Source organism: uncultured Tenacibaculum sp. (assembly GCF_947499065.1).
GTDB lineage: Bacteria > Bacteroidota > Bacteroidia > Flavobacteriales > Flavobacteriaceae > Polaribacter.
The window spans coordinates 285,680-309,049 of the sequence record NZ_CANMMT010000004.1; the positions used below are offsets into that span (position 1 = coordinate 285,680).

The following is a 23,370-nucleotide window of genomic DNA, read 5'->3' on the forward strand; positions in this document are numbered from 1 at the left end:
TTTTAAAACATGAAATTACTAGGAAAAGAATTAACCAGAGAAGAACAATCAGAAATATTTGCAGGAGGTCCAAGTATAAGAAGATGTCAAAGGTTACTTAATAGATCAGATAGACATCTTAGAAGAGGTGATGAGGAAGGTTCTCAAAGGTTAATCGCGAAATTTGAAAAGATTTGTCAAGAGTACATTTTAAACTAAAAAGAAAAAGCTTAACATTTATGTTAAGCTTTTTTATATAGAATTAATTGAATCTTAATTTTATGAAATGTTTTTAATAATAATATTTACTATTATTAAAAATTAGTTTTTAAACAAGAAGCCTAGACCTAAACGACCTAAAAACTTTTTTTCGAAAGCCCAAAAGAATTTAAATTGACCAAATACCCATCCAACTATAGGTAATGTTGCTTGATAAATAGGGAAAATTAATAAAATACGTAATGGCCAATAAATCCAAGCAGCAGTTGTTTCTTGGTGAAGCCCTAAGAAAGCTGTAATAGGTTTAGCAACCCAAGCTGCAAAAGAACCGTTAATAGCGAAAACAATTAGGATTGCTATGATTGCCCAATTATTTTCAATACCCCAACGTTGTTTTAATTTTTCCATAAGTAAATAATCGACTGCAAAAATAGTTAAAAGATTAAGTGCAGACAAATAGATTTTATTTAAAATCTCGTTGTCGTTTAGCTTCAAAAATTAATATAGCAGCGGCCACGGAAACATTCATAGAGTCTATTTCTCCTTGCATAGGAATGTTTATATTCTGAGTTGCTTTGTCACGCCATTCTTGTGTTAATCCAGTTGCTTCAGTTCCTACCACTAATGCTGTAGCTTGTTTGTAATCGTTTTTATGATACTCATTAGAATTTTGCAATGTAGCACTGTAAATATGAATATTTTGCTGTTGCAAAAAAGTAATAGTTTCCTCTGTTGTACCAACACCTATTTGATTGGTAAATAAGCAACCAACACTAGAACGTACAATGTTAGGGTTGAATAAATCAGTTTTTGGATTAGCTATTAATACTGCATCAATATTGGCTGCATCTGCCGATCGTAACATAGCTCCAATATTCCCAGGTTTTTCAATTCCTTCTAATACTAAAACAAGTGGAGTAGGAGTGTTAAATTGAATAGCACTCAACTCAAAACTTTTAGTTTTAACTACTGCAATTACGCCTTCGGTAGTATCTCGGTAAGCTAATTTTTGGTATACTTCTTTGGTTATTTCAATACAGTTAGTTGTATGCTTTTGTATTTCTTGTAAACTTTTTTCTGAAAATAATTCAGGAACAAATAAAATTGTTTCTATTTGATAACCTCCTTTAATTACTAAAGATATTTCACGTTTTCCTTCTACTAAAAACAACCCTTTTTTCTTTCGTTCTCTAGATTTGTCTTGTAGTTTTAATAAATCTTTTATGTAAGAATTTTGCGTACTGCTAATTATTTTCATGTTGCAAAAATATTGAATATAGCGTATTTGACTTACTAGTTTTTAGATAAATTTTGAAGTATAAAAAAAGCTCGGTTAATACCGAGCTTCTTTGTTATTGATTTTTATACTTGTTGGAATATCGTTTCCATAATTTTGTTTGATGTGTTTCCAAACTAATTTTTCTTCCTTGTATAAAAGCGTCTGTTAAAATATTTGTTCGCATATCTAAAGCATCACCTTCTGAAATAAATAAAGTTGCGTCTTTACCTACAGCTAAAGTTCCTACTTTATCGCTTACTCCTAAAATTTTTGCATTGTTTTCTGTGATCAGTTGTACAGCTTTTTCTTTATCTAAACCATAAGCGGCATAAGTTCCAGCATAAAAAGGAAGATTTCTTGTATTCATACGTTCCATATCTCCTTCCATACCTAAACCTACTAAAATTCCTGCATCGCTTAACATTTTAGCAGAACGGAAAGGTAAATCATAGTCTTCATCTTCACCTCCAGGTAATCTGTGCGCTCTTTCTAAAATTACAGGAATATTATTGCTTTTTAATAAATCAGCTACTTTTTCTGCTTCTCTACCTTTTACAATTACAATATTCTTAATGCCAAGCTTTTTTAGAGTATTTACAGCATCTGTTATCGATTTTTGACCATTTACATGGACAAACATTTTTTGCGTACCATTTAACACTCCTTGTAAAGCTTCGTATGGTAAAATCTTTGCTTCTTTTTTACCAGCTAAATAATTCTTAGCACTGGTAATGTATTTTTCTATATGATTAATACTTTTTTGGTAGTTTTTGTTAGGTTTAAAATTCCCTACACCACCAAAGCTCCAGCTTGTAGGTCTAAAGCTACTAGGCCAATTCATATGAACACCATCGTCTGTTTTTAAAACAGCATCTTCCCAGTTCCAAGCATCGAATTGTACAACCGATGATGTTCCTGATATTACACCTCCTCTTGGAGTTATTTGTGCCATAAAAACACCATTAGGTCTCATACTCTCAACAACCTTACTCTCTGTGTTGTAAGCAATAATACTACGTATATGAGGAAGCATATTTCCTGTTTCATCAAAATCTCTAGTAGCTCTTACAGCATCAATTTCAGCTAAACCTAATGAAGTATTAGCAGCAATAAAACCAGGATATACATGTTTTCCTTTAGCATTAATTACCGTACCTGCACGAGCTATTTTCATGTTAGCACTTCCAACAAAAGAAATTTTACCTTTAGAGAACATAATTAAAGAGTTTTCAATTACTTCTCCGTTTCCTAAGTGAGCTGTAGCTCCCTCAATACTATAATCGGTAGTTTGTTTAGAAGCTGGCGTTTGTTGTGCCATTATATTTCCTATGAATAAGAAACACAATAGACTATATATTACTTTTAGTTTCATGTTTGTTTTTTTTAAGTTCTTATTCAGTATCACAGTGGAATAATTTTTTAGTTTTCTTAGAAGGTGCTTGAGTTTTAGCTCCTTTTAATTTTTCTTGTAACATCATGTTAATCAATTTAGAACGCTCTTCTTTAATTGATTTTCTCTTTTGTAAATCGGCATCAATATCAAAGTAGATAGTACCATCAATAATTGTCTTTTCTGCTTTTGAATATACAGAAAGAGGGTTTCCACTCCATAAAACAACATCGGCATCTTTACCTTCTTTAATACTTCCAGTTTGTTGATCTAAGTGTAATAACTTAGCAGGATTTATAGTTACTGTAGCCCAAGCTTCTTGTTCTGATAATCCACCATATTTTACCAATTTAGCTGCTTCTTGATTTAATCTTCTAGACATTTCTGCGTCATCAGAATTTATAGCAACCGTTACTCCTTGTCTGTGCATGATTGCTGCATTATAAGGAATTGCATCATTTACTTCATACTTATAAGCCCACCAGTCGGCAAATGTAGATCCACCAACACCGTGTTTTTTCATTTTATCCGCTACTTTATATCCTTCTAAAATATGTGTGAATGTGTTAATGTTGAAATCAAACATTTCAGCAACTTTCATTAACATATTAATTTCTGATTGAACGTAAGAGTGACATGAAATAAAACGTTCTTTATTTATAATTTCAGCCAAAGCTTCTAACTCTAAATCTTTACGGTATGGTTGACCACTTTTCTTTCTAGCATCGTATTCTTTAGCTCTTTGGAAATAATCAATATAAACTTGTTCAACTCCCATACGTGTTTGTGGAAAACGCACAGTTTGTAAATCTCCCCAGTTTGATTGCTTTACATTTTCTCCTAAAGCAAACTTGATAAACTTAGGAGAGTTCTTGTAAATTAATTTATCAGCGTTTTCACCCCATTTTAATTTAAGTATTGCAGAACGTCCACCAATTGGGTTTGCCGAACCGTGTAATACTTGTATTGAAGTTACACCACCTGTTAAGTTTCTGTAAATATTAATATCATCAGGGTTTACAACATCTTCTATAGTAACTTCAGCAGTTGAATTATGTCCTGCTTCATTTACTGCTGAAGTAGCAATATGTGAATGCTCATCAACAATTCCAGCTGTTAAGTATTTTCCAGTTCCATCAATAACTTTAGCTCCTCTAGAAGAAAGATTTTTACCTATTTGACTAATTTTTCCATTTTTAATTAAAACATCAGTATTGTTTAAAATAGTTCCATTTTCTGAAGTCCAAACTGTTGTGTTTTTAATTAAAATATTTTCTTGCTTTGGTTTATTAGTATTACCATATCCAACATTTGGATAAGTAACAGTCACTATTTCAGGAGTTTTATTTTTGTCTCCTTTTTTATCTTTTTTATCTTTCTTTTTAGAGTTGAAAACTGCTGTCCATTGCGATGTATTTCCATTATTATCTATAGCAGTTCCTTTTAAGTTTTTATCTTCTACAAAACTTGATAAGCGTGTAAAATTATCACCTTCTCTCAAAGTAATCGTTACCCAGTTATCTTTAAAAGAAAATTTAGAATTTACTTTTTTATCACCTTGTTTTATAGTTGCTTTTTGTTTAGCTCCTTTTCCACTAATAGTCATGTTATATGTTTTACCATTAGCAGTTAAAGTGTATTCTCCAGAAAGGTCTTTAATGTTCATTGGGTTTACAACATTTTTGTCTCCTTGAACCCAGTTTTCGTATAAAGTAGTATTCTTATCAAAAATATCTCCTGAAGTAATTAAGAAGTTAGCATAACTTCCATTGTTTAAGTTTCCAATCTTAGTGTTTTTAAGAATGTTTGCAGGAACTGTAGTTAAAGCTTCTAAAGCTTTTGTTTTGTTTAAACCGTATTTTATAGCTTTTCTTAAGTTAGCAGTAAAGTCAGTTGCTTTTTTTAATTGATATGTTGTTAAAGCAAAAGGAACTTTATTTTTAGCTAATACTGATGGATTAGATGGTTCTTGGTTCCATTTACGCATATCACTAAGTGCTACTTGATCAGCTAAAAAAGGGTCGCTAACATCGTAAGCTTTTCTAAAATTAATAGGAATTATAAAAGTAGCATTGGTATTCTTTATATCATTAATACGCTCAAATTCGTCACCACCACCAACTATGGTATATTGAATTCCAAACTCATCTCCAATTTTATCAGCTCTTAAATCGTCTAGATAGTTTCCACCTCTAAAAATTTGAGCTAAGTCTTTTTTATTATTCAATGCTTGTAAAGATAAATCAGTGTTTTTCATTTTACCTTTAGCATACCAGTCAGCATCTAAATAAGTTTGCCTTAGTAAAGCCATTGCTCCCATACGAGAAGTAGGGTACATTTGACGCGATTTGTTACTTCTACTAAAAGATAAATAGTTTCCTGATTCTTTGTCTAAAATTCTATAAGCATTAGTACTATTTGGGTTAAGTGCTACTAATATTCCATTTCCTTGCATGATACCGTCTTCTAAGTGTGTATTTACAACACCAAAACCTAAGTTTAATAATTCTTTAGCTTTTTTAGTATCAAATTTAAATTGATTTAAAGGGTTTACATCAGGTCTAATATGATCATTCCAGTAGTATCCTTTTCTACCAGCATCGTATTGTGGACGCTTGCGTGACCATCCTTCTCCTTTTGGTGCTTGTATACCAAAAGTAGTATAGGCATCGATAAATGAAGGATAAATAGTTTTTCCTTTTAAGTCAATTACTTGTGCATTTTTTGGAATTGAAACAGACTTTCCACTACTTACAACTTTACCGTCTTTTATAAGTAATGTTCCTTTTTTGATAATAGTATTTGGATTTACATAAATTTTAGCATTCGTAAATGCAAATACATTATTTTTTGATGTTTTGACTCCTTTGTTATTTGGAAAATATTCTTGTGCATACACTGTAGACAAGCACATGAATAATAGGAGTAAGAGTGTTTTTCTCATTGATAATTAAATTGATTAAAGGTTAAAGGTATCTTTTTCTAAAAAGAAAGTATCTTGTTTTAACAAATAATTAAGAATTATTTAAGCATTAATTTTCCAATTTTTTCATGTCCTGAAAGCCAAGCTGTATTCTCATCAACAAATTGAATGGCGTAGTATTTATCTTTACTAACTTCTTTCCATGAGATTCCACCATCATTAGAAAATGAAATTCCAGTTTTACCTACTGCAAAAATTTCTTTTCCATTGGTGTTTGGTACATACTGTACACAACTTTTATAATTAGGGTTTTGATTGTCTGCAACAACAGTCCATGTTTTACCACCATCCTTAGTAATAGCTTTGTTAGCACAATTATCATCTTCTTTAGAATAGTTTCCCCCAATAGCAATCCCGTTATTTTCATCATAAAAATCAATAGAATAAATTCCTTGAGGACCATCACCTTGTACAATTGGTGTATTGTAAATTTTCCAAGTGTTACCGTAATCTACAGATTTTAAAATTCTAGCTTTGCTACCACCAGAAGCTATCCACACGGTTTTATTTATAATAGTAATATTGGTATTACTTGCAGCAAAAAAAGCTTCACCTTCTTCAAATTTAGGAAGTTTTTCACATGGTAATTTTTTCCAAGTAATTCCACCATTTGAAGTCAGTATGATTGAAGGGCAATCTTCTGTAGGGTCTCCAACAGCAATTCCATGCAAGCCATCATCAAAAAATTTCATACAATCGTAAAATACTTTTTCATGTTCTTCTTTGTAAACTAGTGTATCTTTTTCTAGATTCACCTTAAATAATAATGCAGGATTTGCAACTGAAAGAGCAAAAACTCCTTCTTTGTTCATAGCAATACTTCTAAAATTAGGAATGATAGAATCATTGTATTTTAGACGTTTTATATCCCAAGATTTACCTCCGTCTTGAGTTAAACCGAGAGCACCTTTAGAACCAGCGTATAATAATTCGTTTTCGGAAATTACTTGTATAGCACGAATACTAATACTATCTTGTTTATATTCAGTTATTTTTACTGAATCGATATTTCTAGGAGTATACTCTTTTTTGCAAGAAAAAGAAATAATTACGACTAAAATTAAAAGTGAAATTCGTTTCATTTTTTGATATTTTTACAGAAATAAAAATAGATAAATCAATTTAATTCTATGAAGAAAGCATTAGTAATTTCTGGAGGTGGAAGTAAAGGGGCATTCGCAGGTGGCGTTGCTCAATATTTAATGAAAGAAAAAGGAAAGGATTACGATATGTTTTTAGGAACTTCAACAGGAAGTTTAATGGTATCACACCTAGCTTTAGGGATGGTTGATGAATTAAAAGATGTTTATACTTCTGTAGACCAAAAATCTATTTTTAGTAACAGTCCTTTTAAAATTAGAAAAGTAAATGGCGCCAAAGTAATTTCTATTAGACACAGAAATACTTTTTGGAACTTTTTAAATGGACGAAAGACTTTTGGAGAAAGTAAGAATCTAAGAAAGCTGATAAAAAAAAGTGTTACTAAAAAGATGTACCACCAAATACGAGAAGCTAATAAAGATGTTGTAGTAACGGTTTCTAATTTAACAGCCAATCAAATTGAATATAAATCTATTTTAGATTGTAGTTATGATGATTTCTGCGATTGGGTTTGGGGTTCGTGCAATTATGTTCCTTTTATGAGTTTGTTAGAAAAAGACCATTGTCAATATGCAGATGGTGGTTTTGGTAGTTTAGTTCCTATAAGAGAAGCTATTTTAAGAGGAGCAACCGAAGTAGATGCTATTATCTTAGCTACTGAAGTTACTCAAATAAATAGATTACCAGCTAGAAATCCATTTTCTTTAATGATGGATACTTTCGATTTTATGCTAGAAAATGTTGAAAAACATAATATTACCATAGGGAAGTTATCTGCTAAACAGCACGATGTAAAATTGAATCTATACTATACACCTACCGTTTTAACAACCAATTCTTTAGTTTTTGAGAAAGAGAAGATGAAAAAATGGTGGAAGTCTGGTTATAAATATGCTAAAAGATTGAATGAAGAAAAAATGAGTGAGTTTAGGCCAGAAATGATAGATAATCAAGAAATTGAAGAAGGATTAGAAAACTCTTAGTGTTATGAAATTTGGAAAGGTAGATTACCCAGAATTAATAGATTTTTCATTACCTGTTACACATACAAAAACAGTTGATTTGTTAAGTTCTCAAAGGAAGGAAAATAAATTGAATGTTTATGTAGGTTGTGCTAAATGGAACAAGGCCGATTTAAAAGGTTTTTATCCTAGAGGAACTAAAGATGAATTAGCATATTACTCTAAGCAATTCAATTCAATAGAGTTGAACGCTACTTTTTATCGTCAATTTTCAGCAGAACAATTTGATAAATGGAGATTGAAAACACCTGAAAATTTTAAGTTTTTCCCTAAGTTAGGGCAGGAGATAAGTCATTGGAAGCGTTTACAAGGAGTACAAGATGCTGTTAATTTGTATTTAGATAATTCGGTACATTTAAAAGAAAAATTAGGGACTATATTTTTACAAATGCATTCTAATTTTGGGCCTAAAAATTTTGAAGCACTAAAGAATTTTGTTGTAAGCTGGCCAAAAGGAATTCCACTAGCAGTAGAATTAAGACACAAAGATTGGTATGACGATTCATCTATTTTTGATGAGTTTACAGAGTTGTTAGAAGAAAATCAGATAGCCAATGTATTGGTTGATACAGCAGGAAGAAGAGATATGGCACATATGCGTTTAACAAATAATGAGGCATTTATACGATACGTAGGAGCTAATCATGTATCAGATTATACTCGTTTAGACGATTGGGTTGTAAGATTAAAAGAATGGGTTGATTTAGGTTTGGAGAATATTCACTTTTTTATACATCAAAATTTAGAAATCGAATCCCCATTATTAGCAGCACATTTTATTAAGAAACTAAATAAAGAGTTAAGTATTAATTTAAAAATACCAAATGAAGATAATGGTCAACAAATGAGTTTGTTGTAAACAAAAGGACCAGCTTTAAAGCTGGTCTTTTTTTATTGGTTTTTATTTTAAATCAATATACATATTGTTATAATCAATATTACTCATAGATGAATTCCAAGGAATATGAGTTCTTATTGTTGGAGCTGAAGGAAAACCTTTAGAACCTGTAGTAATATATTGAATAGTTCTTTGTAGTAAAGGTTCTGTAGGATCACCAATAATCCCTAAGTTTCCAGGATTTTCTTCCAAAGTTACCTCAGGAATAAAACCATCTGGTTTGTTTTCTCCTTTTTTGTTTTGAATTTCTAATACAATAGGTTGCATAGCCCATGTATGATTTGTTCTAAAATTTGGACCATTTTTTCTAAAGTTTTCAGAATCATATAAAGTAATAGAGCCTACGTGTTTACCATAAGTTTGAACCCCTACTAATTTTACATTGATGTAAGGAGATAGAGCATTTATTATAAGTTCTGAAGCAGAAGCAGTTTTATCCGAAACTATAAAATATACAGTGCCTAAATTTAAGCTATTGATAGTTTCGTTTAAAACTACATTACCACTAGCATCTTTATTTAAAATTTGATCAGTAAAGTTGTTGATTAACTGATTAGGATTAGCTACAGCCATTACTTTACTATTCCAAACTTGTTTAGAAAAAAGTTGATCTTTAAATTGCCCAGTAACCATACTACCTAAATAAACAGCAGTTTGAACAGAACCACCACCATTATATCTTAAATCGATAATTAAATCGTCAATAGCATCATTTTTAAATTTTAAGAATTCAGCATTTAAGTCGCCATCAAAAGCATTAGAAAATTGATTATACATAATATACCCAATCTTTTTACTACCACTAGTAATTACTTTAGCTTCTTTTATTGGATTTTCAGTTAATTGCGATTTGGTTAATAAAATAGTTGTTCCGTTAGCAATAGGATTTCCTGCATTGTAGTTTGCTAAATGGATGGTAAATGAACTATTGTTAAATAACGAATTAACATTTGCTTCAGTAATTGTTGTTCCATTTATTTGAGTAATTAACATTCCTCTTTTAACTCCGTTGGTTTCTGCATTAGAACCTTTAGCAACATCATACACATAAACATAATAGCCACCAGAACCATCTGAAAAACTTTTACCCTTAACTTTCATACCAGTTGTTAAACGATTGCTTTGAAAAGCTTGTTCCAAAGCTACGTAGTCATCAACAATCCAAGAATAAGTTCTATTAGGATCTTTAGGGTATTCATTAGGCATATATAGTAAGTTACTAAAAAAAGTAGCAGGGTCACTTTGATTAGACAAATAACTATATAATTCTTGATCATTAGAAAAACGATTATCAGATAAATCAGGAACTTGATTTTGCCATAAATAATAAGCATTCATACCTTTCCAAACAAAGTTAGGAATTTGAATATTTGCAGGAGTATCATCTTTATCACTACAAGAGGTTATTGATACTGCTAAAAAAGCAACTAAGAATATTTTAAGTAATTTCATATGGAATATATTAGCTATAATACAACGCAATTTAATCAATAATATTATTTTTTTTTAAATTGATGTAACAAACTTGTAACTACGTCGTCGTAGTTATGTAAACCTTAAAATAATAAACAATATTTATTAGGTTTTACATTAAACTAATTAACTAAACAATGAACCAATCAGACTTTTTAAAAGTTGTACTACCATTTAAAGACAAAGTCTTTCGCTTAGCAAAAAGACTTCTGGTTTCCAGAGAGGAAGCTGAAGATGCTACGCAAGAACTGTATTTTAAATTGTGGAGAAACAAGGAGAAATTGTCTAATTACAAAAATGTTGAAGCATTTGCTATGACAATGACGAAAAATTATTGCTACGATCGATTAAAATCAAAGCAAGCTAGTAATTTAACGTTAGTTCATAGTAATTATAAAGAAAAAGATACATCTTTAGACAAGAGAGTAGAAAATAATGATAGTGTAAACAAAGTACATGAATTAATTGAAAAATTACCTGAACAACAGAAAATAATTATTCAGTTAAGAGATATAGAACAATACGATTTTGATGAGATTTGCAAAATGGTGGACATGAAACCAACCGCTGTTAGAGTAGCCTTATCAAGAGCAAGAAAAACAATAAGACAAGAACTAATAAAAAAACATAACTATGGAGTTAGCTAACATAGAAAAATTAGTAGATAAATACTTAGAGGCAGAAACAACTCTTCAAGAAGAACAAGTATTACAAGACTACTTTACTTCAGGAAATGTGGCACCACATTTAGAAGAATATAGTATGCTTTTCGGGTATTTTAAACAAAGCAAAGATGAAACCTTTACAAAAACCATTCAGTTAAAACCTGAGAAAACTAAGAAGAACTGGAAATGGTTATCAGTAGCAGCGTCAGTAGTCTTATTGTTTAGCGTTTTTCTAGGGAAACAAAGGTATGATGAACATCAACAAAGAAAGCAATTTGCACAAATTAAAGAAGCGTTGCAAATGGTTTCAGTCAATTTAAACAAAGGAAACGAAGCATTATATGCAGTTTCAAACAACTTAAACAAAGGGAATGATGCAATTCAACAATTGAATACCTACGAAGAAACTGTAAACAAAGTTATAAACAAAGTAAATTATTAAGTAAACCAACAAGTAAACCAAGTACTTTTAAATTAAGAAAATCATGAAAAAAATAATATTATTATTCGCGTTTGTTATCACAGCAAATTTTAGTTTCGGACAATCATTGTTTGATAAATTAGAAGATATTGATGAAGTATCATCTGTAGTGGTAACAAAAGATATGTTCGATTTATTAAAGAAATTTCCAGATGCAAAATCTGAAGACATGGAGATTTTTAATACAGCTAAAGGATTAAATGAATTAAAAGTATTTTCTACTGAAGATTCTAGTGTCGCTTCAAGAATGGAAAATATGGTGAATTCAGCAATTAAAGGGTCAGATTTAACACAACTTATGCGTGTTAAAGACAAAGGTTCTAGAGTAAAAATTTATGTGAAGGCAACTAAAAATAAAGATATTGTTAGTGAAGTGTTAATGTTTGTGAAAAACATGAATAGAAATGAAAAAGATGGTAAATTAAGCTCAACTATTATTTCTTTAACTGGTGATATTGACGTAAATAAACTATCTAAAATAGCTAGTAAATATTCTGATAAAAAGAAATAATTAAAACCAAATTACAAAAATAGAAGTTGAGATTTTCTCAACTTCTATTTACTAACCAATAAAAATACTCTGATGAAAAAATTATTTATATATTCATTATTATTAGTGGCATTTGCTACTATTTCCTGTAAAAAAGAACAATCATTACAAGGTTATTTAGTAGAAAGCCAAGACAAAAAAGGATTTATTTCTCTTGATTTACCTGCTAGTCTTTTACAGTTAAGTACAGATAACGCATCAGAGGAAGATAAAAAAGCTTACGAAAGTATTCGTAAAATAAATGTTACAGGATTACCTTTTAAAGAAACCGATGAAGCTACTTATGAAGCTGAAAAGAATAAACTAAAAGAGATTTTTAAGAACTCTGATTATAAAAGGTTAATAAATTTCAAAAAAGATGGAGCAACAGCAGTGATTTATTACACAGGTGAAGCAGATGCTATTGATGAAATTATTGCATTTGGATATAGCAAAGAAATGGGAGTAGGAATTGCTCGTCTTTTAGGAGATAATATGAATCCTGCAAAAATTATGGATATGATGAAAAAATCTAAATTAGATGAAAAGAATTTAGATTTTGGAAAGTTCAAATCTATCTTAGGAGAAAATGTTATAAAAGCAGAAGAAAGAAAAGAAATTAAAGTAAAAGAAACAGAATAATTATAATCCTATAACTCAAGTTAAAAACAGCTAAAATGCATGCATACATTTTAGCTGTTTTTTTGTTTTTGTATATTTTTTGAGTTAAAATATAGAAAAAACCAAAAACATTTTATTTAAATTAAATTTATAGAAACCCTTATTTTAGTAGGGTATTGCTATTTTTTTTAGATAAAATGTAAATATTTTTCATTAAAGTGTTGTTTTTTAGATATAAAGCTGTAGTTTTGGCAGCCAATAATTTAACTTTAGTTAAGTATACTAGTCATCTATAATTATAGTTGGTTATTGAAAAAATAAGCGATAGCATAGCCCCCCGGATGCAATTGAATTACATAATGAGATTAAATAATTTCATTATTGTTTTAAATCTACTTATAAATGTTTCATTTCTTAGAAATAGCATAAAGAGATTAATTTCTTCGGTAGGAATACCTTTTTAAACAAACGGTTTGGCAGATTTGTTTCCTTGTTTTTAATAAATAAAAATTATAATTAACATAAAAAATATTTTTCAACGTGAAAAAATATATTGGATATACAATACTTTCATTGTGTTTAGCAATGGTTGTATCATGTAAAAATGATGAAGTTTTAGTAGAAAAAAACTTAGAACTGTCAAAAGGTCAATTTTTAAATGAAAATATTCCTGATGGAATTAGCAATTTAGAAATTAAAGAAATTAATAATAATCTAGCTTCAAGATCAGAAGTAGAAGCTAATTGTGTAGAGAAAGAAGTAAGTTTTGATAAAACTGATTCGGATTTCTTTTTAATTAACCCTAATGGTAGTTTATTATGGCCTGGTAATATAGTTGCTCTAAGATCAATTCAAGACGGAGCACCAACATCTGTTCCTTTTTATGGAACGGATAGAAACTCAATAGAAATAGGTTTAGACGTCATTTCTGGAACAGCTGCATCAACCTCTACAGTAGTGGGAAGCCCTTCTCCTGGTACTGTTAGAAATGAGTTAAATAGAATTCTGGGGAATTACTATGACTCTGGTGCTAGCTTTCCAGCGGCGTTTGAAGTTTCTATAGAAAGAGTTCACAATGCAAGTGATTTACAATTTGCTTTAAAAGCTGGATACTCAGGATATGGAGTTGATGTTGCGGGGCAATTAGGAATCAATTTTAATGAGAAAAAAACTCGTTATGTTGTAACATTAAAACAACGTTTTTTTACAGCAACTGTGACTCCTAAAGCTCAGTTAATAGGAAAAAGAGGTTGGTACAATTCAAATGTTACTCCAAACGACTTAGCTCCTTACGTAACAGACTTTAAAAGCGAGGTTTCAAATGTTGATATGAACCCTGCAGGTTATGTAGAATCTGTAACTTATGGTAGATTATTTACTTTAATATATGAATCATCTGAAAGTGCTAGAAATGTATCGGCTGCCTTAAACTTTGCTTATAAAGGAGCAATAGGTTCTGTAACTGCAGATGTATCAACAAAATATAGTCAAACATTACAGAATACTACAGTAAAAGTTAAACAAATAGGTGGTGATGCTCAACCTGGAATTACTGCAGGATTAAGAGCAATGGCTGGAGATTTAACTGCTATAAATGCATTCTTAGAAAAAGGAGCAAATGTATCTAGAACTAACCCAGGATACCCAATTTCATATAAAGTAAATTATGTATCAAATAATTCTCCATATAAAGTAGTTAGTAATGTGAAATATACACAAAGAAATTGTGAATTAGTAACTAGAAGAAGAGTACGTTTTAATCCTACAGCAGTTTTATTAGATTACTATTCTTATGATCATAATACATCAGGCTTAGAAATACAAGGATGGTTTAAAGTACAAAAGTATGATAGAGATTTAAATCAATGGTACGATGCCGTTAGCCCATTTTGGTGGGGGTATGGAGTAGAACATACTCAAAGAGATTATTATAAGTATAGTAATAGTTATAGTATTTTAGGAGGAAGTCGTTTTGTAGACTTTGATATAGACGAAATTAATGGAGAGCGTTTTAGAGTTGTATCAACAGCTAGAGAATGTGATGCAACTTGTACTGTTTTACCAAATGGAGGAGTTGCTCCAGTATTTTATGAATACAGTGCAGCTTCTAAAACTTGGACTGGACATGGTGGTAGGCCAGGTGCTAGTAATACTATTTTAGATGCATTAGATTGGAACCGTCAACATGTATTTGTAAATAAAGTTGATGGTAGTACTTTAAATATTTTCTATAATATTTACTTTTTAGATTAAACTTTAAATAAAAAAAATGGAGGTGTTAATTTAATAATACCTCCATTATATTTTACAGGGCAGCTTAAAATTAAGCTTGCTTATTTTTTACTGATAATAATGTGTTTTTTAATAACATAGCAATAGTCATTGGTCCAACTCCACCAGGAACTGGAGTTATAAAATCTGATTTTTTAGAAACTTCATCAAAAGCAACATCACCTACTAAACGGAAACCTCTTTTTTTAGAAGGATCAGCAACACGAGTAATTCCAACATCAATCACAGTTACATTATCTTTTACCATATCGGCTTTTAAAAATTCAGGAATACCAATAGCAGCTATAATAATATCAGCTTGTAAAGTTATTTCTTTTAAGTTTTGAGTTCTACTATGAGTTAAAGTAACTGTAGCATTACCCACTTTTCTTTTCTGAGACAGTAATATACTCATTGGACTTCCAACGATATGACTACGTCCAATTACAACTACATTTTTACCACTAGTTTCTACATTATAACGGTCTAATAATTCTAAAATACCAAAAGGTGTAGCAGATATAAATGTAGGTAGATTTAAAGCCATTTTCCCGACATTGGTTGGATGGAAACCATCTACATCTTTATTAGGGTCTATCGCCATTATTATTTTTTGTTCATCAATGTGATCGGGTAGAGGAAGTTGAACTATAAAACCGTCGATATCATTGTCAACATTTAAAATGCTTATTTCGTTTAATAATTCTTCTTCAGTAGTTTCTTCAGGTAATCTAATTAAAGTAGATTCAAAACCAACACGCTCACAAGCTTTTACTTTAGCATTTACATAAGTTAAACTCGCTCCATCATTACCTACTATGACAGCTGCTAAATGAGGTGTTTTTTTATCTTGGTTTTTTAATTCTAATACTTCTAGAGCAATTTCTTCTTTAATGTTGGCGGATGTCTTTTTACCGTCTAGTAAAATCATTTTTAGTGTGTTGTGGGTTTGTTGTTAAGTTGTATATAAAAAAAGAGAAGCCGTAGCTTCTCTTTATATTATCTCATACCTTTCATCATTTGCATCATTTTTCTTCCGCCACCACCTTGCATCATCTTCATCATTTTGCTCATTTGGTTGAATTGTTTCATCAATTGATTTATTTCTTGGACAGAAGTTCCTGAACCTTTTGCAATCCTTTTCTTACGGCTTGCATTTATGGTAGAAGGAGTGCTTCTTTCAAGAGGAGTCATGGATTGAATAATAGCTTCAATACCTTTAAAAGCATTGTCATCAATATCAACATCTTTTAAAGCTTTACCTGCACCAGGAATCATTCCTACTAAATCTTTCATGCTACCCATCTTTTTGATTTGTTGTATTTGACTTAAAAAGTCATCAAAACCAAATTGATTTTTAGCAATTTTCTTTTGTAATTTTCTAGCTTCTTCTTCATCGTATTGTTCTTGGGCACGTTCTACTAACGAAACAACGTCTCCCATTCCAAGAATACGATCAGCCATACGATTTGGGTGGAATACATCAATAGCATCCATTTTTTCACCCGTACCGATAAACTTTATAGGTTTGTTTACAACTGTTTTAATAGATAATGCAGCACCTCCTCGAGTATCACCATCTAATTTTGTAAGTACTACACCATCAAAATTTAAAACATCGTTAAATGCTTTTGCTGTATTTACAGCATCTTGCCCTGTCATAGAATCTACAACAAATAATGTTTCTTGTGGAGTTACAGCTTTATGAATGTTAGAAATTTCATTCATCATTTCTTCATCCACAGCTAAACGACCAGCGGTATCTATAATAACTACATTTTTACCGTTTGCTTTTGCATGCTTAATAGCGTTTAATGAAATCTCTACAGGATTTTGGTTTCCTTCTTCAGCATAAACATCAACACCAATTTGCTCTCCAACAACCTGTAATTGATTAATAGCGGCTGGACGATAAACATCACATCCTACTAATAAAACTTGTTTAGATTTTTTAGTTTTTAAGAAGTTAGCTAATTTACCAGAGAAGGTTGTTTTACCCGAACCTTGTAAACCAGACATTAGAATAACCGTAAGAGAACCTTTTAAGTTTATACCAACAGTATCTCCACCCATTAATTCAGTTAATTCGTCTTTAACTAACTTTACCATTAACTGACCAGGATTTAATGTAGTTAATACATCTTGTCCTATGGCTTTTTTCTGTACTCTTTTAGTAAACTCTTTGGCTATCTTAAAGTTAACATCGGCATCTAATAAAGCTCTACGAACTTCTTTTAGTGTTTCAGCAACATTAACTTCGGTAATTTTTCCGTGTCCTTTCAGCGTATGTAACGCTTTATCTAACTTTTCGCTTAAATTATTAAACATGTGTCTACTTCATTTTTAGAGGCACAAATATAATAATTTAGTTGTTAGGACTGTAGGTTTTTATATGCTGATTATTTGAATATTTTCATTTTTTTAAAGAAAATTTAAAATTAATGTTTCTCTTTTAAAATATTCAGGTGATGATCAGTATGATAGGCTGTCCACATAATTATTTCACGAACAGGCATTTTTCCCATAAGAGGGTGTGGTAAAATTAAATTATTCAAATCTTTATCTTTCCAATGCTGTGTTTTATACTGTAACTTTTTATTTTGAACTTGAAGAGTAGTAAGTAGTTGTTGAAACTTTTTTTTGCTTGGTGTTTTTACTGAACTATTAAACTTTCTTGCTTTATCGAGATTTTTAGAAAGTTTATCTTGATAACGCTTTGAGATTTCATCGTATGAGCGAAGTTCACGATTTGTAACTCCAAATTTATATTTGAGAATAAATTTAGGAATACTTAGAGCTGTGTTTAATTTTTTTAAAGAATCCACTAAATGTACTGTATGCTGTCCTAAAGTCCATTTATCTTCAGGCCCTTTTTCAAAACTATCTTCTGGTTGATTTTCTATCCATTTAAAAAACTCCTGATGCTTTTCTTCAAGTAAATTAACAATACCTTCTTTATCCATAAATGATGTTATTTAAAGCTTTAAAAATATGAAATTTAAAAAGAAATACAATTGAATACATAAATTCTGCAGTTCACTACATTTAGTTTTTTTTTATTCCAATGAGGAAATACTTTTGAGGTATCCAAATGAAAAAATAAACATTATGAAATCAATATTTAATTTAAAAAGAACAATAAGTTTAGTAGCTTTCTTATTTGTGTTTAGTACTACTTTTGTTTTTGCACAAAAAAAATCTTCAGATAACTATACGCATGTTACTTCTACAGAAACAGGAGTACATAGAATTAATGTAAAGAATGATAAGAATAATTTTAGTGTTGAATATGAAGGAGATATTACTTTATCAGATGACGATAAAGATATTATAGCTATTTCAAGAGGAGGTTTTATCATCATAAAAAAATCGAGTTTTGGTAAAAAACGAAAAGTTGTTATCGAAGCCGAAAGTGGAAAACTAAATAAACGATATTATGTAGGTTGGAATGAAAAAGCGTTTAATCCTGAAGGTAAAGCATGGTTGGCAGAAATTTTACCAGAGATTGTGAGAACTACTGTAATTGCTGCAAAATCTAGAGTAGATAGATTTTATAATAAAGGGGGAGTAGATGCTGTGCTAGCTGAAATTAGAGAGATGAAAAGTGATTTTGTTCAATCTAAATACTTCGGATTTTTGCTAGAAAAAGATTTAAATAATGATGCTTTAGTCAAAGTATTACAATCGGCTGGAAAACATATAAAGTCTGATTATTATTTATCGCAAACATTACAAAAAAATCAAAAAGCATTTTTAAGTAATTCACAAACATTATCAGCTTATATCAAAGCTTCAGAAAACATAAAATCTGATTATTATTTATCAGAAGTGTTAAGAAAGGCCATAAAAACTGATGGAATTTCAGATAATCAATTAACAGATTTATTACAAATTTCAAGTAGCATTGGTTCGGACTATTATTTATCGCAAGTTTTATCAGATATTCTTAAAAATAGAGAGTTAAATAAGTCGAATATGGATAAAATTATGAAGCTTTCAAAAAGTATTGGTTCTGATTATTATAAAGCACAAGTTTTAAAGAAAGCTTTGAAAAAGAAAAATTTATCTTCTGAAAACTACGATACTTTTATCTCTTCTATGGATGATGTAGGGTCAGATCATTATGCCTCAAATATTATAAAGGAATTACTTAAAAAGGATTTAGATAATAAATCATTAGATAAATTATTAGAGTTAGTATCTAAAAATGTGAGTTCTGATTATTATGCTTCTGGAATTTATAAAAAATTAGCAAAGAAGAGATTAACAGAAAGCCAATTGATAAAAACATTTGAATCTATGAAGAAGAGCATGAGTTCAAATAATTATCTATCGAGTTCTTTGGTTGCTTTCGGATCTCAAGTAAAGAATAGTAGTCAAAGAGTAAAAGATGCTTACATGAATGTAGCTAAATCATTAAGTTCCGATACATATTTCGGAAGAGCTATGAAGGCTATTTATTAAAAACTTCACTAAGGTAAGTAAATATTCAGAACGAAATTTACTTACCTTAGTTTCATGCAAAAAATCAATCAGCTAATTAATCAACCTAAAGTGAAAAAACATTTTTTCATAACTTTATTAGGAGCTTTAATTGGAGCTTTACTAGGATATTATTTGCTAGTTGGCGAGCAACAAAATTTTACGCTTCCTCAATTTTTTCTAACAGCATTTAGTGGTATAGTTATAGGGTATGGTTGTTATCTAATGACAAAACTTTTAGATAAAAGTATTCCTTGGAAAAAGCAAGTTGGAACTCGATTATTATTAGGAATTATAGCACATTTTGTACTGTCTTTTTCGTTATTTTTTATTCTTTTTAGTATTTATAACCTTTCTGATATCGAAGGCATATTGAGTAAATATCAACCAGTATTTATAAAGTTAGGAATACTCTTATTTATACTAGCTATTATATATCAAATAATATATTTTGCTCTTTATTCATATTATTCTTATGCTTCTTTACAGGTAGAAGAAGTAAAACAAGAGCGAAAGCAAGTAGAATTGCAGTTGAATGCTTTAAAATCTCAATTGAGCCCTCATTTTTTATTTAATGGTTTAAATACAATTTCATCATTAATTTATAAAGATGAAACTAGAGCCAAGCTTTTTATCCGTAAGCTGGCAAAAATGTACGATTATACCTTAAAAAGTTATCATTCAAAATTGATAACGATACGAGAAGAATTAGAGTTTGTACATTCTTATATTTATTTAGTTGAAACTCGTTTTGAAAATAAATTTAGTTGTAAAATTTCAATAAATGATAATTTAATAGAAACTAAAATTCCACCTTTAACATTGCAAATGTTGATAGAGAATGCGGTAAAACATAACACTATGAGTAATGAAGAACCATTGTCTATTCATATTACTTCAGATCAAAAACATATTACTATTCAAAATAATATAACTTCAATGCCATATAAAGTAAACTCTTTTAAAATTGGATTGAAAAATATTAGTTCTAGATACTTATTGTTACATGGTGAAGGAATTATCATAACTAATGGAAATAATTTTGTTGTTAAAATACCTATCATACGATGAAAAAATTATTTATCCATAAGCCTCTATTTAGGTTATTAAGTCCGGTATTTAGTGGAGCCGTTATTTATTTACTAATACTACTAGTAAATAATAATGTATCACAATTACAAGAGCAATTTTTAGGAGAAGAACTGTATGTATGTATAGGACTATCATATATTGTTCAAGAGTTTTCTAGGATATTACTTATTCTTTTTAAAAAAGTACCTAAGTTAGAAAGTATCTTGTTGAATATAGGACTGCAAATAATTGTTTCACTTTTTTTATGCATAGTAATAGTTAGTGTGTCTATTACTGTGTACTATAAACAAGTATTAGGTTTTTCACCAAATTCTGAAGAGTTATGGCTTTTTAATAGTGTTTTCAGTGTAGTAACACTTATTTATATTTTATTATTTATAAGCAATCAGTATTTGCACAAAACAAATACAGAAAAGTTATTTAAAGAGCAGGAAATAAAACAAATTATAGAGACCGATTTTATAGATTTTAAGCAAGGTATAAATCCTAAATTGTTATTTGAAAGCCTAGAAGTATTGTTAATTCTTATAGAGCAAGAAAAAAATAAAGCAGATGATTTTATAGATTATTTAGCAACTATTTACAGATACATCCTATCAAGTAACAAAAAACAATTAGTAGCTATTGAAGAGGAAATAGAAATAGTAAACGAATTAATTAATTTGTTCAATTATTTACCCTATAGAAATATAGTTTTAATAAATGAAATAGCGTCTAATTTTCTAACAGTACCTAAAAGTTTGTTATTTGTTATAGAACAAATTGTAAGAACAACAATAACTTCTTCTTTAACATTAGAGATTTCTCTTAAAGAGGAGGAAAATTATTGGGTTATTGAATATAGTCCGAATGATAAAATTACAACACAGTTTAAACCTGAAAATTTAAAAGAAATAGAAAGAGTTTTTAGTATTTATAGTACTTCTGAGATTCAAATAGAAGAAACAAGTGCGATGAGAAAAATTTTATTACCAAAATTAACTATAGAAAAAGCTTAAAGAGATGAAGATAGTAATTGTAGAAGATGAGCATTTAGCAGCAGAAAAGTTAGAGCGATATATACAAAAGTATAATTCAAATGTATCTGTTTTAATAAAACTAAGTAGCATAGTAGACGCAGTAACTTGGTTTGAAAAAGGAATTGATTATGATGTTGCATTTATGGATATTCAATTAACAGATGGTTTGAGTTTCGAAATATTTAATCAAGTAAAAATAACGAAGCCAGTAATATTTACTACTGCTTTTGATGAATATGCAATAGATGCATTTAAAGTAAATAGTATTGATTATTTATTAAAACCAATAACATTTACTGATGTATCTAAGGCAATGGTGAAACTAAAAACAATGGAAAGTTTGTTTGTAAATGAAGAAGCTATCAATAAAGTAAAAAGCAGTGTAACAAAATTAAAAACAAAAGATCGATTTTTAGTTCGGTTAGGTAATCATATTCATTCTATAAAAACTACAGATATATTGCTTTTCTATGCTGAAGGAAGAACAGTTTATTTAGTAACTAAAGAAAACAAAAAGTATATTTTAGACTATAAGCTTGAAGACTTAATTAAAGTTTTAGAGTCCTCAGAATTTTTTAGAGTAAATAGAACTTTTATTGTAAGTCTTAATGGAGTAGAAGATGTTATAGTATACTCAAATAGTCGTTTAAAAATAACTCCTAAAGTAAATGTAGAGAAAGAAATTATTGTAAGTAGAGAAAAAGTATCTGCTTTTAAAAGCTGGTTTGAAGGTGATTAATCACTAATTTTATATAAAACACAAGCTTCTATTTTAGGAAAGTTACCTAAAAGAGGATGCTTAAATTCTTTTACTTTTTTCATATTGATTTTTTCCATCACTATAATTGAAGGAGTATTAATTATAGGAGCAACAGAAACAATTTCTTTAAGTTTTAGTTGAGAAAAACCATATTCAAGGCATCTTTTAGCTCCTTCAGTAGCATAACCTTTGCCCCAAAAACTAGGATGTAATCTCCAGCCAATATCAATAGAAGGATTAAAATCGGCAGCATAGGTTTGTTCAGAAAGACCAATAAAACCAATAAATTCTTTAGTTTCGATAATTTCTACAGCAAAATAACAAAGTTCCTTTTCATTAAATTGTTTTTGCATTCGATGAATAAAGTCTAGCGTTTGCTCTTTTTTTAAAATAGTAGGAAAATAACGCATAACTTCTGGATTAGAATTAATCTCATGTAAAGCGTCAAGGTCAGAATCTGTCCAATTTCTAAAACCTAAACGATCTGAAGTAAAAAGATAATTTTGCATAGTGCAAATTTATAATTTTACTTATAAATCATCAGTAAAATGTGTACGTGATTTTTCTTTTGAAAATTTCTCTGCATTATAATCTTTAGAAGCATTTTTTGCTATAGATAATGATTGCCAATTTTTACCCAGAAGTAACCTCCCTAAGAATACTATTTGTCCTACATGATATGAATAATGACATAATTGTCGGTTTATAGCTTCAGTAATTGTGTGTCCTTGGTTTCTGATATAAACAATAGTGTCAGAATTCTCTTCAGTTATAGAATTTAAAGCCTTAAAAAGACATTGCCATCCATTTTCCCAATAAGCAATAACTTCTTCTTTAGTGGTAAAAGAGTTGATGAATTCATCATCTCTATTTCGCCATTCTTTTTCACCATCTTCAGTTAAAAAATTTGTCCATCTAGAAAGCATATTTCCAGCTATATGTTTTACAATAATAGCTATAGAATTATCATCAGCATTTGGAAGCCAAAAAAATTGTTCTTCAGTAAGCTGAATAAAAGTTTTATCGCCTAAACTTTTATAGTATTCAAATTGTTTTTTAACGCTAGTTAAGTAAGATGTATCCATAAAAAAAGAGCTAGTTTAATT

Annotated in this window: 23 protein-coding genes; 12 read left to right on the forward strand and 11 right to left on the reverse strand. The window is 29.6% G+C overall.

Going from position 1 to position 23,370, the window contains the following annotated elements; genetic code table 11:
• Positions 1-9 precede the first annotated feature (9 nt).
• Positions 10-198, forward strand: coding sequence for a hypothetical protein (locus tag Q0958_RS10915; protein WP_299122903.1), 189 nt, complete (start codon positions 10-12; stop codon positions 196-198).
• A gap of 102 nt (positions 199-300) precedes the next feature.
• Here Q0958_RS10915 and Q0958_RS10920 read toward each other — a convergent pair whose 3' ends face one another.
• From Q0958_RS10920 to Q0958_RS10940, 5 genes are all read right to left on the reverse strand, one after another.
• The gene (locus Q0958_RS10920; protein ID WP_235274740.1) at positions 301-606 is read right to left on the reverse strand and encodes a DUF6787 family protein; all 306 of its coding nucleotides are present in this window, start codon (positions 604-606) and stop codon (positions 301-303) included.
• A gap of 55 nt (positions 607-661) precedes the next feature.
• Positions 662-1,456, reverse strand: coding sequence for an RNA methyltransferase (locus tag Q0958_RS10925; protein ID WP_299122907.1), 795 nt, complete (start codon positions 1,454-1,456; stop codon positions 662-664).
• Between the two features lie 94 nt (positions 1,457-1,550).
• Positions 1,551-2,849 carry an amidohydrolase family protein gene (locus Q0958_RS10930; RefSeq protein WP_299122909.1) on the reverse strand — a complete coding sequence of 433 codons (1,299 nt, stop codon included), beginning with the start codon at positions 2,847-2,849 and terminating at the stop codon, positions 1,551-1,553.
• 19 nt (positions 2,850-2,868) lie between these two features.
• Positions 2,869-5,811 (reverse strand): amidohydrolase family protein, encoded by a 2,943-nt coding sequence (locus Q0958_RS10935; protein ID WP_299122911.1) that lies wholly within the window; start codon positions 5,809-5,811, stop codon positions 2,869-2,871.
• Between the two features lie 77 nt (positions 5,812-5,888).
• Complete coding sequence (locus Q0958_RS10940) at positions 5,889-6,932, reverse strand: oxidoreductase (RefSeq protein ID WP_299122913.1); 1,044 nt, start codon at positions 6,930-6,932, stop codon at positions 5,889-5,891.
• A gap of 48 nt (positions 6,933-6,980) precedes the next feature.
• On the opposite strand from Q0958_RS10940, the gene Q0958_RS10945 reads away from it, so the two are divergent.
• On the forward strand, positions 6,981-7,934 hold the full coding sequence (locus Q0958_RS10945) for a patatin-like phospholipase family protein (protein WP_299122915.1): 954 nt from the start codon (positions 6,981-6,983) through the stop codon (positions 7,932-7,934).
• Positions 7,935-7,938: 4 nt separating this feature from the next.
• Positions 7,939-8,832: a DUF72 domain-containing protein gene (locus Q0958_RS10950; RefSeq protein WP_299122917.1), complete on the forward strand. Its 894-nt coding sequence runs from the start codon at positions 7,939-7,941 to the stop codon at positions 8,830-8,832.
• Between the two features lie 42 nt (positions 8,833-8,874).
• On the opposite strand, the gene Q0958_RS10955 is transcribed toward Q0958_RS10950, so the two are convergent.
• On the reverse strand, positions 8,875-10,323 hold the full coding sequence (locus Q0958_RS10955; RefSeq protein ID WP_299122919.1) for a S41 family peptidase: 1,449 nt from the start codon (positions 10,321-10,323) through the stop codon (positions 8,875-8,877).
• 158 nt (positions 10,324-10,481) lie between these two features.
• Here Q0958_RS10955 and Q0958_RS10960 point away from each other — a divergent pair, with 158 nt between their 5' ends.
• From Q0958_RS10960 to Q0958_RS10980, 5 genes are all read left to right on the forward strand, one after another.
• A complete protein-coding gene (locus tag Q0958_RS10960) occupies positions 10,482-10,991 on the forward strand; it encodes a sigma-70 family RNA polymerase sigma factor (RefSeq protein ID WP_299122921.1) in 510 nt (169 codons plus the stop codon).
• Entirely contained in the window at positions 10,978-11,451 is a 474-nt protein-coding gene (locus Q0958_RS10965) for a hypothetical protein (RefSeq protein ID WP_299122923.1), read from the forward strand. Before Q0958_RS10960 ends, Q0958_RS10965 begins: the two co-directional genes overlap by 14 nt.
• Positions 11,452-11,494: 43 nt before the next feature.
• Complete coding sequence (locus Q0958_RS10970) at positions 11,495-12,001, forward strand: DUF4252 domain-containing protein (protein ID WP_299122925.1); 507 nt, start codon at positions 11,495-11,497, stop codon at positions 11,999-12,001.
• A gap of 72 nt (positions 12,002-12,073) precedes the next feature.
• A complete protein-coding gene (locus Q0958_RS10975) occupies positions 12,074-12,661 on the forward strand; it encodes a DUF4252 domain-containing protein (protein ID WP_299122927.1) in 588 nt (195 codons plus the stop codon).
• A gap of 519 nt (positions 12,662-13,180) precedes the next feature.
• Positions 13,181-14,893, forward strand: coding sequence for a thiol-activated cytolysin family protein (locus tag Q0958_RS10980; RefSeq protein ID WP_299122929.1), 1,713 nt, complete (start codon positions 13,181-13,183; stop codon positions 14,891-14,893).
• Between the two features lie 70 nt (positions 14,894-14,963).
• Here the strand turns inward: Q0958_RS10980 and folD are convergent, their stop codons facing one another.
• From folD to Q0958_RS10995, 3 genes are all read right to left on the reverse strand, one after another.
• Positions 14,964-15,842, reverse strand: coding sequence for a bifunctional methylenetetrahydrofolate dehydrogenase/methenyltetrahydrofolate cyclohydrolase FolD (gene folD / locus Q0958_RS10985; RefSeq protein ID WP_299122931.1), 879 nt, complete (start codon positions 15,840-15,842; stop codon positions 14,964-14,966).
• 68 nt (positions 15,843-15,910) lie between these two features.
• Entirely contained in the window at positions 15,911-17,239 is a 1,329-nt protein-coding gene (gene ffh, locus Q0958_RS10990; RefSeq protein WP_299122933.1) for a signal recognition particle protein, read from the reverse strand.
• A 110-nt stretch (positions 17,240-17,349) separates the two neighbouring features.
• Complete coding sequence (locus Q0958_RS10995) at positions 17,350-17,874, reverse strand: DinB family protein (RefSeq protein ID WP_299122937.1); 525 nt, start codon at positions 17,872-17,874, stop codon at positions 17,350-17,352.
• Between the two features lie 145 nt (positions 17,875-18,019).
• Here Q0958_RS10995 and Q0958_RS11000 point away from each other — a divergent pair, with 145 nt between their 5' ends.
• Genes Q0958_RS11000 through Q0958_RS11015 form a run of 4 tightly spaced genes read left to right on the forward strand, consistent with a single transcriptional unit; the run spans position 18,020 to position 22,243 of the window.
• Positions 18,020-19,375, forward strand: a complete 1,356-nt coding sequence (locus Q0958_RS11000; protein ID WP_299122940.1) for a hypothetical protein — start codon at positions 18,020-18,022, stop codon at positions 19,373-19,375.
• A gap of 54 nt (positions 19,376-19,429) precedes the next feature.
• Positions 19,430-20,464: a histidine kinase gene (locus Q0958_RS11005; RefSeq protein ID WP_299122943.1), complete on the forward strand. Its 1,035-nt coding sequence runs from the start codon at positions 19,430-19,432 to the stop codon at positions 20,462-20,464.
• Positions 20,461-21,483, forward strand: a complete 1,023-nt coding sequence (locus Q0958_RS11010) for a histidine kinase (protein ID WP_299122947.1) — start codon at positions 20,461-20,463, stop codon at positions 21,481-21,483. The genes Q0958_RS11005 and Q0958_RS11010 overlap by 4 nt, the downstream gene beginning before the upstream one ends.
• Before the next feature lie 4 nt (positions 21,484-21,487).
• Positions 21,488-22,243 carry a LytTR family DNA-binding domain-containing protein gene (locus tag Q0958_RS11015; RefSeq protein ID WP_299122951.1) on the forward strand — a complete coding sequence of 252 codons (756 nt, stop codon included), beginning with the start codon at positions 21,488-21,490 and terminating at the stop codon, positions 22,241-22,243.
• Here Q0958_RS11015 and Q0958_RS11020 read toward each other — a convergent pair.
• The gene (locus Q0958_RS11020) at positions 22,240-22,773 is read right to left on the reverse strand and encodes a GNAT family N-acetyltransferase (RefSeq protein ID WP_299122954.1); all 534 of its coding nucleotides are present in this window, start codon (positions 22,771-22,773) and stop codon (positions 22,240-22,242) included. The two genes, Q0958_RS11015 and Q0958_RS11020, sit on opposite strands and share 4 nt — an antisense overlap.
• Before the next feature lie 21 nt (positions 22,774-22,794).
• Positions 22,795-23,349 (reverse strand): DUF1572 family protein, encoded by a 555-nt coding sequence (locus tag Q0958_RS11025; RefSeq protein ID WP_299122957.1) that lies wholly within the window; start codon positions 23,347-23,349, stop codon positions 22,795-22,797.
• Positions 23,350-23,370: the final 21 nt, after the last annotated feature.